Below are 14,216 nucleotides of genomic sequence, written 5' to 3' on the forward strand. Positions count from 1 at the left end.
ACCTTTTTTGTATCAAAAGCTTTTACATCAAAAAGTAAGTGAATTATGTCTGGTGAATTTAATCTGATAGACAAGTACTTCGTCGGTCGTCAGAGCCAACGTAAAGATGTCCATCTAGCCGCTGGTGATGATTGTGCTTTGGTCAAAGCGCCAGCTAATGTTCAGATTGCGATTAGCACGGATACATTGGTAGCTGGAACGCATTTCTTAGCCGACGCGAACCCAGCATGGGTCGCACACAAAGCATTGGCTTCTAACATCAGTGATTTGGCAGCGATGGGAGCAACGCCTGCATGGGTGAGCTTTGCATTAACGATGCCCGAGCCAGATGAAGAATGGCTTGCACCTTTCTGTGATGCATTTTTCGAACTGGCTGATTACTATGGTATTCAGTTAATAGGCGGTGATACCACCAAAGGGCCATTGTGTCTGACACTCACGGTGCAAGGTTTTGTACCTGAAGGTAAAGCTCTCACGCGATCCGGCGCAAAGCCTGGGGATTGGGTATATGTAACGGGAAACCTTGGCGATGCAAAAGCTGGCTTGGATGTGATTCTAGATGACTCTCTGCGCAGCAGAGCCGGCGCGGAAGCACTAGAGCGAGCTCATTACCTTAGTTCTCCGCGTGTGCTTGCTGGACAAGCTCTTGTTGGCCTAGCCTCTTCGGCGATAGATATTTCAGATGGTTTAATCTCTGATATTAAGCACATTTTACAGCGATCTCAGGTTGGGGTGAGTATTGATGTCTCTCAGCTACCGATCTCTTCAGAATTAGTCCAGTTTTTAGATGATAAGATCAGCGCGCAGCAGTATGCTTTAGCAAGTGGCGAAGAATACGAGTTGTGTTTTACCGTGCCGGAGCAAAATCGAGGCTCGTTACAAAGCGCTTTATCTCATACTGGCTGTAAGGTCACATGTATTGGTCAAATCCGACCAAATGGAACCTTCGAGCTGCATGATAACAATCAACCACTTGATTGGGACTTAAGTGGCTTCGACCACTTTAAATGATCTGAGCTAAGCTCTAGCCAAGAGCCTGTTACTATTGAGCAACTCACAGGCATGACGATTGAAACCAAACTAGCAGTATAGGTTTAAGGATATGACCAACCCTCTTTCTCTGATTTCATTAAAGAACCCGTGGCATCTATTGGCGACGGGTTTTGGCAGTGGATTATCCCCGTTTATCCCTGGAACAATGGGCACACTGGCGGCCGTGCCTTTCTTTTTGTTGTTGGCACAATTACCATTTACGGCGTATGTCATTGTTGTTCTGATTTCGTGTGTGATCGGCATTCAAATATGCCAAGTGACCTCTGCAGACATGAAAGTACATGATCATGGTTCAATCGTATGGGATGAGTTTGCAGGCTTTTGGATTACGATGAGCATTGTACCTGCACTGAATATTCCACTCACTGAATGGAAGTGGTTGATCACTGGCTTCATCTTATTTCGTTTTTTCGATATGGTAAAACCTTGGCCAATTGGGTGGCTAGATAAGCGAGTTCACGGTGGGCTGGGTATTATGGTTGATGATATCGTGGCGGGAGTTATGGCCGGTGTTGCCCTGTTTCTAGTCGCAAAATATGCGGGCTGGATGAATTAAACGTTGACCGTAAAAAAAGGGATGCTATGAGCATCCCTTTTTACATTCTATTTTGCTAAATAATCCAAGATGGATTTTTCAATTCCTTTTGCATCGAGACCAAGCTCTTCATGCAGTTCATCTTGTGTTCCCTGATGAATAAACTCATCTGGTAAACCTAGGTTCAACACAGGTTTAATGATTTTATCTTTCATCATGAACTCAACGACACCAGCACCAGCACCACCCGCGATAACATTTTCTTCTAACGTCACGAGCACGTCATGATCTGTGGCTAATTGACGAATTAATGCTTCATCGAGCGGCTTCACAAAGCGCATATCAGCAACAGTGGCGTTAAGGTATTCTGCCGCTTCTAGCGCGTTACCCAAGAAAGTACCAAAGTTCAGAATAGCAACTTTTTCACCTTGGCGAACCATGCGCCCTTTACCGATTTCTAACGCCGTAAACTCAGTTTCGATTTCTACGCCCATGCCGCTACCACGAGGGTATCGAACCGCACTCGGGCCAGAATGCTTATGGCCAGTGTAAAGCATTTGTCGGCACTCGTTTTCGTCGCTTGGCGCCATGATCACCATGTTCGGAATACAGCGCATAAAGCTTAGATCGAACGCACCTTGGTGAGTTTGACCATCTGCGCCAACGAGACCTGCGCGGTCGATCGCAAACATCACTGGTAAGTCCATGATCGCGATGTCGTGGATCAATTGGTCATAACCACGTTGCAAGAAAGTCGAATAGATAGCAACGATTGGATGATCGCCCGCAATTGCCATGCCTGTTGCCAGTGTCACTGCGTGCTGCTCAGCAATCGCCACATCAAAGTATTGGTCTGGGTACTCTTTTGAGAAACGCACCATACCTGATCCTTCGCGCATTGCTGGCGTAATTGCCATTAGCTTAGGATCTTGGGCCGCCATGTCACATAAAAAGTCACCGAAGATCTTTGAGTAAGTTGGCTTACCGCCACTGCTCTTCGGTAAGCTATTGTTTGCCGGTGCGAACTTCGGCACTGCATGGTAGCCGATAGGATCTTTCTCGGCAGGCTCATAACCTTTGCCTTTCTTGGTCATGATGTGTAGGAATTGAGGACCTTTGAGCTCACGCATATTTTTCAGCGTTTTGACGAGTTCATTGACGTCGTGCCCATCAACCGGGCCAATGTAATTAAAGCCGAACTCTTCGAACAGAGTACCAGGCACCACCATGCCTTTTAGGTGTTCTTCCGTACGGCGAACCAACTCTTTAATAGGTGGAACACCAGACAACACTTTTTTACCGCCTTCACGGATAGAAGTGTACAAGCTACCAGAAAGTACTTTTGCAAGGTGGTTATTCAGGGCGCCGACGTTTTCTGAAATAGACATTTCGTTGTCGTTCAAAATCACCAACATATCAGGATGAACGTCGCCAGCGTGGTTCATGGCTTCGAATGCCATGCCTGCTGTAATTGCGCCATCACCAATCACACTGACGATTTTGCGACCTTTACCTTCTTTTTGTGCGCTGATGGCCATGCCAAGACCTGCACTAATCGATGTCGAAGAGTGGCCGACAGATAAGGTGTCATATTCACTTTCTTCACGCCAAGGGAAAGGGTGTAGACCATCCTTTTGGCGAATTGTTGGCATTTTATCGCGACGTCCGGTGAGGATTTTGTGCGGGTAAGCCTGATGACCAACATCCCAGATCAATTTGTCGATAGGGGTGTTGTAAACATAATGCAGAGCGACAGTTAGCTCTACGGTGCCTAAGCCAGACGCTAAGTGTCCGCTAGATTGGCTCACTGAATTTAGCAGATACGTTCGCAGTTCATCACACAGATTTGGTAATGTTTCTTTCGGAAGAAGACGTAATTCTTCCGGTGTATTTGCTAACGCCAGTGTTGGGTACTTTGAAATATCAAGAGTCATATAAATGCGCGCTTATAGTGTTAATTTTTGCGCTCGATGACATATCGGGCGAACTCTTCGAGTAACTGAGTATTGTATGGGATAGCTTCCAATGCTTGAAGTGCTTCCTGTAACAGAGTGTGAGCTTTCTCTATGGCTCCCTCTAAACCCAGCAGGGAAGGATAAGTGCTCTTATTCAGACCTTGGTCGGAACCTTGAGGCTTACCCAGTGTTTCTGTGTCACTGATGATATCAAGAATATCGTCTTGAACCTGAAACGCCAAACCAATTGCTTTTGAGTAGCGCTCCAAGTGAGGTAGAACCTCGATACCTTTCTCACCAGCAGCTAATGCACCTAATTTTACCGCACAATCAATCAGAGCTCCGGTTTTTTTACGGTGTATCTCTTCCATTTCTTCAAGAGAAACTTGGCGATTTTCCGCGCCTAAATCTAAGGCTTGCCCTACACACATGCCGCTGGCACCAGAGGAATGCGCTAAGGCTTTGATCATGCTGATGCGTTGAGCTTCTGCCGCCGGGCTTAATTGACCATCAGCAATAATAGTGAAGGCAAGGGTTTGTAGTGCATCACCTGTCAGTATTGCGGTTGCTTCATCAAACTTAATATGACAAGTTGGTTGACCTCGACGCAGTTCATCATCGTCCATGGCTGGCAGATCATCATGAATGAGTGAGTAGGCATGTATACATTCGATAGCAGCGGCGGGGGTGTCTAAGTCTTCAGGTTTACAGCCGAGCATTTGACCTGTGATGTAAACAAGAAAAGGGCGAACGCGTTTCCCACCTAGCAAAAGGCCGTATTTCATTGCTTGAATCAATGGCTGCTCTTGATATGGAAGCTGATCGAGCCACAAATTCAATTGCTGATTGTTTCTTTGTTGAAAAGACGTCAATGTCTGTTGCATCACATTGCTCACTACTGATTGTTATTCTGAATCTGGTTTGAAGTCACTCAGTGGTGCTTCATCATCTTCACTAAGAAGAATGCTCACGCGCTGTTCGGCGTCGCTTAATTTAGTTTGGCCTGCACGAGCTAAGGCAATGCCTCGTTCAAACTTACGCAGGGCATCATCTAGAGCAAGATCGCCATTTTCTAATTGATCAACCAAGCTATCAAGCTCTTCAATGGTTGCTTCAAAGGTCATGTTTTCTGGTTTCTTGACCGCCATCTTTTTTCTGCCTTAATCAAGCCTCGGGTAAGATGCACGAAAGTTACCTTAGCCTAGTAACTTGGTCAAATTTAACCTTATATAATTGTCACAAAATTAGCGTTCAACGAGTCTAAGCGGTGAAACCCCATATTTTGGTTGAGGTTGTTAAGTGTAATTTGTGATCCATTAGCTAAGATTTTTCTAAAAATTCTGCGCGAGTTGTCGATACAGGTAATAATCCGCCCAATGGCAGTATTTGAGTATAGCGTGAGGAGTGCTTTGTGGATTTAGCAACCCTATTAGGTTTGATTGGTGGTTTTGCATTCGTCATTATGGCGATGGTGCTTGGTGGCAGCATCGGCATGTTTGTCGATGTCACGTCGATCCTTATTGTCGTTGGTGGCTCAATATTCGTCGTGTTGATGAAGTTCACAATGGGACAGTTTTTTGGTGCGACAAAGATTGCTGGCAAAGCCTTCATGTTTAAAGCGGATGAACCCGAAGACCTGATCGCAAAAATTGTGGAAATGGCCGATGCGGCGCGTAAAGGTGGTTTTCTTGCTCTTGAAGAGATGGAAATAAACAACACATTCATGCAGAAAGGCATTGATCTACTGGTTGATGGCCATGATGCCGACGTTGTGAGAGCGGCACTCAAAAAAGACATCGCGCTTACGGATGAACGACATACGCAAGGTACTGGTGTATTTCGCGCCTTTGGCGACGTTGCTCCTGCGATGGGAATGATTGGCACCTTGGTTGGTCTTGTTGCGATGCTTTCAAACATGGATGATCCAAAAGCGATTGGACCAGCAATGGCCGTTGCACTCTTGACCACATTGTATGGCGCGATCCTGTCCAATATGGTGTTTTTCCCTATTGCGGATAAGCTTTCTCTTCGTCGTGACCAAGAAACGCTAAATCGCCGTTTGATCATGGATGGCGTATTAGCGATTCAAGATGGCCAAAACCCGCGAGTGATCGATAGTTACTTGAAGAACTACCTCAATGAAGGTAAACGTGCCCTTGAGATTGACGAGTAACTTGGAGAGTCGTGATGGATGATGAAGATAACAAATGCGATTGTCCGCCACCTGGCCTCCCGTTATGGATGGGGACATTCGCAGATTTGATGTCGCTACTGATGTGTTTCTTTGTTCTTCTGCTCTCGTTTTCTGAGATGGATGTACTGAAGTTCAAACAAATTGCAGGATCAATGAAATTTGCTTTCGGTGTGCAAAATCAGCTTGAAGTGAAAGACATTCCCAAAGGTACTAGCATTATTGCCCAAGAGTTTCGACCGGGTCGGCCGGAACCAACTCCGATTGATGTCATCATGCAGCAAACCATGGACATCACTCAGCAGACGCTCGAATTTCATGAAGGGGAGTCTGATCGAGCTGGTGGCACAAAACGTGATGAAGGCAAGTTAACGGGTGGGCAATCGGCAGAAACGTCAACTCAAAACAATGAGTCTGCCGAAGCGGACATGCAACAACAGCAATCTAAAGAGATGTCGCAAGAGATGGAAACCTTGATGGAAAGCATCAAGAAAGCCTTAGAACGAGAGATTGAACAAGGCGCCATTGAAGTTGAAAATCTCGGTCAGCAGATTGTTATACGTATGCGTGAAAAAGGTGCATTCCCAGAAGGTTCGGCTTTCTTGCAGCCTAAGTTTCGTCCTTTAGTTCGTCAGATTGCAGAGCTAGTAAAAGACGTGCCAGGCATTGTTCGAGTATCTGGCCATACAGACAATCGACCGCTAGACTCGGAACTTTATCGTTCTAACTGGGATCTCTCTTCTCAGCGTGCAGTATCAGTCGCGCAAGAGATGGAGAAAGTGAGAGGCTTCTCTCATCAACGTTTGAGAGTGCGGGGTATGGCGGATACGGAGCCCTTGTTACCGAATGATTCTGATGAAAATCGTGCGCTTAACCGACGGGTTGAAATCAGCATTATGCAAGGCGAGCCTCTCTACAGTGAAGAAGTGCCAGTAATTCAATAACTAGGCTTTAGTTTTAAGTCAGTAAAGAGGTAAGAAAGCGAGCAGATTGCTCGCTTTTTTTGTTTTTCCAATCCGCTTGGGTGTATAATCTTGCGCCTTAAAAGTGAGCTCAGACTACTTTTTGTGACTGAAACGCGGTTTTACTGCGTATGAAGTATTGAAGTTGAGTGTCACTCTTTGTTGATTGCGAAACTAACCTGCGAATTAGACTATGAAATTTATTGTAAAGCCCCATCCAGAAATTTTTGTAAAAAGTGAATCTGTGCGTAAGCGCTTCACAAAGATTTTAGAGTGCAACATTCGTAACATCATTAAGAGCCGCACGGAGTCTGTCGCGGTATTTAACCGTCGTGATCACATTGAAGTGACCTCTGAGAGTAACGAATTCCACGCTGAAGTTCTTGAGGTTTTGACTCATACACCAGGCATTCACCACGTACTGGAAGTGAAGCAAACTGAATTTAAAGACTTGCACGATATCTTCGAGCAAGTGCTAGAACTCAACCGTGCTGCACTCGAAAATAAAACCTTTGTTGTACGTGCGAAGCGTCGTGGCAAGCATGACTTTACCTCTATTGAACTAGAGCGTTATGTAGGCGGTGGTTTAAATCAAGCGATTGAAAGCGCTAGTGTTAAGCTACGAAACCCAGACGTGACGATCAAGGTAGAAGTCTCGAACGACAAGCTAAACCAAGTATTGTCTCGTCATAAAGGCCTAGGTGGTTTCCCACTGGGTACGCAAGAAGACGTGTTAAGCCTGATCTCGGGTGGTTTCGATTCTGGTGTTTCAAGCTATCTTCATATCAAGCGTGGTTCAAAAGTACATTACTGCTTCTTTAACTTAGGTGGTCCAGCACACGAAATCGGCGTTAAGCAGGTTTCTCACTACCTATGGAACAAATACGGTTCTTCAGCAAAAGTACGTTTTATCTCAGTTGATTTCGAGCCTGTGGTTGCGGAAATCCTAGAGAAAGTCGATGACGGCCAAATGGGCGTGATCTTGAAGCGTATGTTTATGCGTGCAGCAGGCATGATCGCCCAGAAGATGAAGATCGAAGCATTGGTAACAGGTGAAGCGCTAGGTCAAGTATCGAGCCAAACGCTAACCAATCTACGCCACATCGATAACGTAACAGACACGCTGATTCTGCGTCCGCTTATCAACTGGGATAAAGAAGACATCATCAATCTAGCACGTGAAATCGGCACAGAAGATTTCGCAAAGACAATGCCAGAATACTGTGGTGTTATCTCTAAGAAGCCAACCGTGAAAGCGGTGAAAGGCAAGCTAGAAGCTGAAGAAGAGAAATTCGACTTTAGTATCCTTGAGCAAGTGGTTCAAGAAGCTCGCATGATGGACATTCGTGATATCGCAAAAGAGTCTGAGCAAGCCGCACCAGAAGTAGAGCAAGTTCAAGCGGTAGAAGAGCACGCGGTTGTGCTAGATATTCGTAGTCCTGAAGAGGAAGACGATAACCCACTTGAAATCGAAGGTGTGGATGTGAAACATATCCCTTTCTACAAGCTGGGTACACAGTTTGGTGACTTAGACCAGTCTAAGACATACCTACTTTACTGTGACCGCGGTGTGATGAGCCGTCTGCAAGCGCTTTACTTGCAAGAGCAAGGCTTCAGCAACGTAAAAGTTTACCGTCCATAGCTGACTGTTAAAATACGTTAAAAGGCGCAAATTGAGACATCAATTTGCGCCTTTTTTGTTTTTGATCGCGTTACAGACAACCATTACTTAGCATAATGTTGAGGCTCATCGCAAAGCCATACACTTTGTGTTGATATAACGATAATTAATCCGAAAGAAGAGTAATAAAGTGATATTGCTGCCAGATATGCGGATGAGATTTTTGATAGATAAAAAAACACCGCCTAATTTAGGCGGTGTAACAAATTTGACAGACAGGTCAAAAATAAATACAGGAAGTATATGTTTTGTCACAGGGAGTGTGGACAAAACATTATGGTAGAAATCTACCTAACTCGAAATACGAGTTTGCAAACACAACATCGCAACAACGAAGCCAATTGATTTCCAAAGAAATCAAGCCGTTCAGGCCCGTGTTGCGGGGTGAAATATAGAATTTATCTGGCTGTTCGACAACGGACATTTTATAATGTTTCAGATTAAAAAAACTAATCCTATTAGAGGTCCCATATGTCTCGCAGATTGCCTCCATTAAATTCGCTTCGAGTCTTCGAAGCGGCTGCTCGTCATCTCAGTTTTACACGAGCAGCAGAAGAGTTATTTGTTACTCAAGCCGCGGTCAGTCACCAGATTAAAGCGCTTGAAGAGTTCTTATCATTGAAGCTCTTCCGTCGACGTAATCGTTCTTTGTTGTTAACAGAAGAAGGCCAAAGTTACTTTCTCGATATCAAAGATATTTTCACCTCGATTGCGGAAGCGACAGATAAGGTGTTGGAACGTAGCGAAAAAGGGGCATTGACGATTAGCCTACCGCCGAGTTTTGCTATCCAATGGCTTGTACCTCGTTTGGCCGATTTTAATGCTCAAGAGCCCGATATCGATGTACGTATTAAAGCCGTAGATATGGATGAAGGCTCACTGACTGATGATGTTGATGTGGCGATCTACTATGGCCGTGGGAACTGGCCAGGTTTGCGAGCAGATAAATTGTACCAAGAGTTTTTGATCCCACTTTGTTCACCTTCATTACTTTTGGGTAACAAACCATTAGAATCTTTAAGTGACCTCAAATTACATACTTTGTTACACGATACTTCGCGTAAAGACTGGAAGCAGTTTGCTCGTCATTACAACATTGAAGGCATCAACGTAAACCACGGTCCTATTTTTAGTCACTCAACGATGGTGCTACAGGCTGCTGCGCACGGTCAGGGGGTCGCGCTCGGTAACAACGTACTCGCCAAACCTGAAATGGAAGCCGGACGACTCATTGCACCATTCGACGAGGTGTTGATATCTAAGAATGCATTCTATGTGGTGTGTCATGAACAGCAGGCAGATATGGGCCGAATCGCAACGTTTAGAGACTGGATGTTAGCAACCGCGAGAAAAGAACAAGAGGAAGTATTGGATGAATCACTGGATAGCTGAGGGACCTGAAAACGGACCGCTGTTTATTTTTGCTCACGGCGCAGGTGCGGGGATGGAGCATGACTTCATGACAGCTGTCGCCAAAGGATTAGTGGAGCAAGGTATTCGTGTAGTGCGTTTTAATTTCCCTTACATGGTGAAACGTTCGGAAGATGGCAAAAAGCGTCCGCCCGATCGCGCGCCAAAGTTGCTCGAAGCATACAGCGAAGTGATCGCTCACTTTACTTCTTCTCCCGTGGTTATTGGTGGTAAGTCAATGGGCGGTCGTATGTCGAGCTTGTTGGCTGAAAATGAGCTGGTGTCGGGCATTGCCTGTTTAGGGTTTCCATTTCACCCGCCAGGAAAGCCAGAGAAATACAAAGGCGAGCACTTAGCAACCATTGAGAAACCTACGCTGATTCTGCAAGGGGAACGAGACACCTTTGGTAAGCGTGAGGAATTCGATGATTTCGTCCTTTCGTCACAAGTAACGGTGAGCTTTTTACCTGATGGTGACCACAGCTTCAAACCGCGCAAGAGCTCAGGTCATACTGAAGTGGGTAACATTGCACTCGCGATAGAGCAGTTAGCGGCGTTTATAAAAGAGGTGTACAGTGAAAAGTAAGTGGTTACTCTCATTCTCTGGTCTGTCTGGGCTGCTTTCGGTCGCTCTTGGAGCATTTGCTGCTCATGGGCTAAAAGCGACACTGGCCCCTTATTTGCTCGGTGTATTTGAGACCGGAGTTCTGTATCAATTTATTCACACGTTGGCGATTGTGTTTTGTGCCATTCTGCTTCTGCTCAATTTGGGACAAAAAGCACAAAAATATTTTTTCATTGCGGCGATTTGCTTTATTATCGGCATCTTTTGTTTTAGCGGCAGTCTTTACGCGCTGGCGCTGACGGGCATTAAGTGGTTTGGGCCAATTACTCCTGTGGGAGGATTACTGTTCATGATTGGTTGGTGTCTGTTCTTTTTTGCTGCGTTCAATATCAAAGAGGTCTCCAAGTGAAACAACTAATGCTCTATTGCCGTTCTGGCTTTGAGAAAGAGTGTGCTGGTGAAATTCAGGACAAAGCGACACAGTTGGAAGTGTATGGCTTCCCTCGTGTGAAGAGAAACTCAGGTTATGTTGTCTTCGAGTGTTACCAAGATGGAGATGCCGACAAACTTGCGAGAGGTTTAGACTTTAAGTCTTTAATTTTTGCTCGACAAATGTTTGCGGTAGCAGCTGAGTTTCAATCGTTGCCAAGTGATGACCGAATTAGTCCAATTTTGAATGAACTAGCAGACATCGAAGCATTCCCTCGTTGTGGTGATTTGAGAATTGAAACGCCAGATACAAATGAAGCGAAAGAGCTACTGAAATTCTGCCGTAAGTTTACCGTCCCAATGCGTCAAGCGTTGCGCGGCAAAGGCTTAATGCTGAACAAAGATAACGCGAAAAAACCAGTACTGCACATTTGCTTTGTTGAGCCTGGCCACTGTTACGTTGGTTACTCTTACACTGACAACAACTCACAGTTCTTCATGGGTATCCCTCGCCTTAAATTCCCAGCAGACGCTCCAAGTCGTTCAACACTTAAACTGGAAGAAGCATTTCATGTCTTTATTCCACGTGAAGAGTGGGATGAGCGTTTGGCACCAGGTATGTGGGGTGTGGATTTAGGTGCATGTCCAGGCGGTTGGACGTACCAATTAGTGAAGCGCTCAATGTTCGTTCACTGCGTTGATAACGGCATGATGGCAGACAGTTTGATGGAAACTGGCCAGATCAAACACCATATGGTGGATGGCTTTAAGTTCGAACCAGACCGCAAGAACGTAACATGGATTGTTTGTGACATGGTGGAAAAGCCAGCTCGTGTTGCTCACCTGATGGGACAGTGGCTGTTAAAAGGTTGGGCAAAAGAGGCCATCTTTAACCTTAAGCTGCCAATGAAAGGGCGTTATGACGAAGTGTTGCAAGACCTTGAAAATCTGAAGCAGTTCCTCATTGATAATAAGGTAAAGTTCAAGCTACAAGCTAAACATTTGTATCATGATCGTGAAGAGATCACGATTCATATCCAATGTCTGTCGAATATTTCACCTTACTAACTTTATTCCCCGAGTCTTTTGGGAATAGTGATTAGAATAGAAAAAGCGCCTTCAAATGGCGCTTTTTTAATATCTGAGGGTTTCATGGTGTGAAACTACCATCGGGCACTACTTCGCTTTGTTTGGCCCTAAAAAGCGAATATCTTGCAAGTTAAAGCCTAGTTCGATATCGCACTTTAAAGCGGCGACGCGTTTACATAAACGAGCAGACTCAATGTGCTCGTCCAATTTTTTACGGTATTTCGGTACGAGGTCTTCACTAGCGTAGGCAGCTTCAATACTCTCAAACTGAGTGAGAATCTCTTTCGCTGCTTTCGGGCCAATTCCAGGTACGCCCGGAACCTGGCTAGAGCTTATCCCTGTCAATCCCCAGTAGTCCGCTAGTTGATTTGGTTTTACGCCGAACTCTTTTTCGATAAATGGTTCATCTAACCAACGGTGTTGGAAATAATCACGGATTTGTAGGGTAGGGGAAAGTAGCTGGCAGTAACCTTTGTCTGTGGAAACGATGGTGACTTTTTCACCATGGCTGGCCACTTTCGTTGCGAGTGTAGCAACCAAATCATCTGCTTCATCGCCTTCAGAAAGCAATGAATCAATACCTTGCTCCCACCACGCTTGTTGAATCGCATCTAACCCTTGCAGTAGTGGCTGAGGCATTGGTTTTCGGTTTTGCTTATAGTCAGGGAGAATTTCAGCACGCCAACCTCTGTCTTGTTCGTGGTGATCAAAAACCGCGATGATGTGTGTCGGGTTGGCCTCTGACAGAATGCGAGTGAGGGTTCTTTGCGTTGTGGTTATGGTTCTTGCTATGTCGGTTGGATCTGGTTGTGCTGAGTGCACTCGGCGGATCAGGTTTAGGGCATCAATGATAACAAGATGAATAGACATAATGACTTAGCAATAAAAAAGGGGCGTAATGCCCCTAGTGTAACGAATGCTAGCCTGACTATCGACCACCAATTTCCGGGTGAGCGATTCGATAACACGGTTCGTAGTCTGAACCGCCAGGTAATTTCATTCGGTGCTGTTCGACAAAGTCTTTTAGCAACTTATCGAGTTTTTTCATGAGGACTGCGTCGCCATGAATGGTGAAAGGCCCTCTACGTTCTATTTCTCGAATGCCTTCAGCCTTTACGTTACCTGCCACTATGCCAGAGAAGGCTTGACGCAAGTTGGCCGCTAAAACTTGCGGTTCTTGATCTAGGCTTAAATCCAATTGTTCCATCGACTCATGAGTAGGCTCGAATGGCAGTTGGAAGTTTGGCTCAATTTTCAATGACCAGTTAAAGCTGTACGCATCGCCTTTCTCTTTTCGGTGAAGGCGTACCGAGTCCATGGAGCGTTTCATAATACGAGCGACTTCTGCCGGGTCGTCAATGATGATCTCGTAGTGCTTTTGCCCTTCCTCACCAAGTGTGTCGCGAATGAACTCATCAATAGAGCGGAAGTACTCTTCACTCTCTTTTGGTCCTGTTAATACGATAGGCATTGGCTGATCGGCGTTATCCGGGTGCATCATGATGCCAAGAATGTACAGTAGCTCTTCCGCTGTGCCTGGGCCTCCTGGGAAAATAACGATACCATGAGCCATACGGACGAAGGCTTCCAAGCGCTTTTCGATGTCGGGCATGATGACCAGTTCATTTACTATTGGGTTTGGTGGCTCGGCCGCAATAATCGAGGGCTCGGTTAAACCAAGATAACGTTGCTGAGTATAACGTTGCTTTGCGTGCCCAATCGCTGCACCTTTCATCGGCCCTTCCATTGCGCCAGGGCCGCAACCTGTACAGATGTTAAGTTCACGCAGGCCCAGTTCGTTACCCACTTCACGTGTGTACTGATACTCCACTCCATTGATAGAGTGACCACCCCAACATACGACAAGATTCGGTGCGATACCTGGAGTTAATGCTCTTGCATTACGAAGAATGCCGAATACGAGGTTCGTAATGTGAATTGGGTTAGTAAGGTTGAGCCGTTGGGCGTCTGCCAAATGCATGTTTACGTAAACGATATCACGCAATACGGAGAACAGATGCTCTTGGATACCTTTAATTATTTCGCCGTCAACAAAAGCGTGCTCTGGCGGATTAGTCAGCTCAAGCTTAATACCACGCTCACGACGCACGACGTTGACATCAAACGATTGGTATTTATCGAGCAGTTCTTTCGAGTTATCGGTATGGCTACCGGAGTTCAACACCGCTAATGTGCAATTACGGTACAGCTGATAAAGTTCACTCGAGGCTGTGTTCTTTAAGCGCTCTACTTCTAGTTGAGATAGCAAGTCCATGCTACCAGCGGGGCTTATATGGGTAATCATAACGCCTCCTTGTGTTGCATTAATTTGAGGGAAAGTACCAA

At 45.6% G+C, this 14,216-nt stretch carries 14 protein-coding genes; 9 read left to right on the forward strand and 5 right to left on the reverse strand.

Annotated elements, in window-relative coordinates; genetic code table 11:
• The first annotated feature begins 45 nt into the window (after nt 1-45).
• Together thiL and pgpA are read left to right on the forward strand one after the other, a co-directional pair.
• Nucleotides 46-1,011 (forward strand): thiamine-phosphate kinase, encoded by a 966-nt coding sequence (gene thiL / locus R7Q39_RS12590; protein ID WP_167415050.1) that lies wholly within the window; start codon nt 46-48, stop codon nt 1,009-1,011.
• A gap of 91 nt (nt 1,012-1,102) precedes the next feature.
• The gene (pgpA, locus tag R7Q39_RS12595) at nt 1,103-1,609 is read left to right on the forward strand and encodes a phosphatidylglycerophosphatase A (protein WP_031780838.1); all 507 of its coding nucleotides are present in this window, start codon (nt 1,103-1,105) and stop codon (nt 1,607-1,609) included.
• Between the two features lie 47 nt (nt 1,610-1,656).
• Here pgpA and dxs read toward each other — a convergent pair whose 3' ends face one another.
• From dxs to xseB, 3 genes are read right to left on the reverse strand one after another with little or no spacing between them, the layout of a single operon-like run.
• Complete coding sequence (dxs, locus tag R7Q39_RS12600; protein ID WP_033905842.1) at nt 1,657-3,522, reverse strand: 1-deoxy-D-xylulose-5-phosphate synthase; 1,866 nt, start codon at nt 3,520-3,522, stop codon at nt 1,657-1,659.
• A gap of 20 nt (nt 3,523-3,542) precedes the next feature.
• Nucleotides 3,543-4,427 carry a (2E,6E)-farnesyl diphosphate synthase gene (ispA, locus tag R7Q39_RS12605; RefSeq protein ID WP_033905843.1) on the reverse strand — a complete coding sequence of 295 codons (885 nt, stop codon included), beginning with the start codon at nt 4,425-4,427 and terminating at the stop codon, nt 3,543-3,545.
• A 21-nt stretch (nt 4,428-4,448) separates the two neighbouring features.
• Nucleotides 4,449-4,691: an exodeoxyribonuclease VII small subunit gene (gene xseB / locus R7Q39_RS12610; protein WP_005381566.1), complete on the reverse strand. Its 243-nt coding sequence runs from the start codon at nt 4,689-4,691 to the stop codon at nt 4,449-4,451.
• Between the two features lie 263 nt (nt 4,692-4,954).
• Between xseB and pomA the strand changes: the two genes are divergently transcribed.
• The 7 genes from pomA (at nt 4,955) to rlmM (ending at nt 11,849) form a co-directional block, all read left to right on the forward strand.
• Nucleotides 4,955-5,716 (forward strand): flagellar motor protein PomA, encoded by a 762-nt coding sequence (gene pomA, locus R7Q39_RS12615; RefSeq protein WP_005381564.1) that lies wholly within the window; start codon nt 4,955-4,957, stop codon nt 5,714-5,716.
• Between the two features lie 14 nt (nt 5,717-5,730).
• Nucleotides 5,731-6,678 (forward strand): flagellar motor protein MotB, encoded by a 948-nt coding sequence (locus R7Q39_RS12620; RefSeq protein WP_033905844.1) that lies wholly within the window; start codon nt 5,731-5,733, stop codon nt 6,676-6,678.
• Between the two features lie 211 nt (nt 6,679-6,889).
• The gene (gene thiI, locus R7Q39_RS12625) at nt 6,890-8,338 is read left to right on the forward strand and encodes a tRNA uracil 4-sulfurtransferase ThiI (RefSeq protein ID WP_005383617.1); all 1,449 of its coding nucleotides are present in this window, start codon (nt 6,890-6,892) and stop codon (nt 8,336-8,338) included.
• Between the two features lie 510 nt (nt 8,339-8,848).
• Complete coding sequence (locus R7Q39_RS12630; protein ID WP_005383616.1) at nt 8,849-9,769, forward strand: transcriptional regulator GcvA; 921 nt, start codon at nt 8,849-8,851, stop codon at nt 9,767-9,769.
• Nucleotides 9,750-10,373, forward strand: coding sequence for an alpha/beta fold hydrolase (locus R7Q39_RS12635; RefSeq protein ID WP_053302995.1), 624 nt, complete (start codon nt 9,750-9,752; stop codon nt 10,371-10,373). The genes R7Q39_RS12630 and R7Q39_RS12635 overlap by 20 nt, the downstream gene beginning before the upstream one ends.
• Nucleotides 10,363-10,761: a DUF423 domain-containing protein gene (locus R7Q39_RS12640; protein WP_047010151.1), complete on the forward strand. Its 399-nt coding sequence runs from the start codon at nt 10,363-10,365 to the stop codon at nt 10,759-10,761. The genes R7Q39_RS12635 and R7Q39_RS12640 overlap by 11 nt, the downstream gene beginning before the upstream one ends.
• Nucleotides 10,758-11,849 (forward strand): 23S rRNA (cytidine(2498)-2'-O)-methyltransferase RlmM, encoded by a 1,092-nt coding sequence (gene rlmM, locus R7Q39_RS12645; protein WP_017820611.1) that lies wholly within the window; start codon nt 10,758-10,760, stop codon nt 11,847-11,849. The genes R7Q39_RS12640 and rlmM overlap by 4 nt, the downstream gene beginning before the upstream one ends.
• A 108-nt stretch (nt 11,850-11,957) precedes the next feature.
• On the opposite strand, the gene xni is transcribed toward rlmM, so the two are convergent.
• Together xni and ppnN are read right to left on the reverse strand one after the other, a co-directional pair.
• Nucleotides 11,958-12,740 (reverse strand): flap endonuclease Xni, encoded by a 783-nt coding sequence (gene xni / locus R7Q39_RS12650; protein ID WP_025768895.1) that lies wholly within the window; start codon nt 12,738-12,740, stop codon nt 11,958-11,960.
• A gap of 58 nt (nt 12,741-12,798) precedes the next feature.
• Nucleotides 12,799-14,175, reverse strand: a complete 1,377-nt coding sequence (ppnN, locus tag R7Q39_RS12655; protein ID WP_005383611.1) for a nucleotide 5'-monophosphate nucleosidase PpnN — start codon at nt 14,173-14,175, stop codon at nt 12,799-12,801.
• Nucleotides 14,176-14,216 lie beyond the last annotated feature (41 nt).

The organism is Vibrio sp. 947 (assembly GCF_033339115.1).
In the GTDB taxonomy this organism is placed as follows: domain Bacteria; phylum Pseudomonadota; class Gammaproteobacteria; order Enterobacterales; family Vibrionaceae; genus Vibrio; species Vibrio alginolyticus.

Coding starts and splice junctions, on each gene's coding strand:
- thiL (WP_167415050.1), top strand. CDS start 46: ATGTCTGGTGAATTTAATCTGATAGACAAGTACTTCGTCGGTCGTCAG.
- pgpA (WP_031780838.1), top strand. CDS start 1,103: ATGACCAACCCTCTTTCTCTGATTTCATTAAAGAACCCGTGGCATCTA.
- dxs (WP_033905842.1), bottom strand. CDS start 3,522: ATGACTCTTGATATTTCAAAGTACCCAACACTGGCGTTAGCAAATACA.
- ispA (WP_033905843.1), bottom strand. CDS start 4,427: ATGCAACAGACATTGACGTCTTTTCAACAAAGAAACAATCAGCAATTG.
- xseB (WP_005381566.1), bottom strand. CDS start 4,691: ATGGCGGTCAAGAAACCAGAAAACATGACCTTTGAAGCAACCATTGAA.
- R7Q39_RS12620 (WP_033905844.1), top strand. CDS start 5,731: ATGGATGATGAAGATAACAAATGCGATTGTCCGCCACCTGGCCTCCCG.
- thiI (WP_005383617.1), top strand. CDS start 6,890: ATGAAATTTATTGTAAAGCCCCATCCAGAAATTTTTGTAAAAAGTGAA.
- R7Q39_RS12630 (WP_005383616.1), top strand. CDS start 8,849: ATGTCTCGCAGATTGCCTCCATTAAATTCGCTTCGAGTCTTCGAAGCG.
- R7Q39_RS12635 (WP_053302995.1), top strand. CDS start 9,750: ATGAATCACTGGATAGCTGAGGGACCTGAAAACGGACCGCTGTTTATT.
- xni (WP_025768895.1), bottom strand. CDS start 12,740: ATGTCTATTCATCTTGTTATCATTGATGCCCTAAACCTGATCCGCCGA.
- ppnN (WP_005383611.1), bottom strand. CDS start 14,175: ATGATTACCCATATAAGCCCCGCTGGTAGCATGGACTTGCTATCTCAA.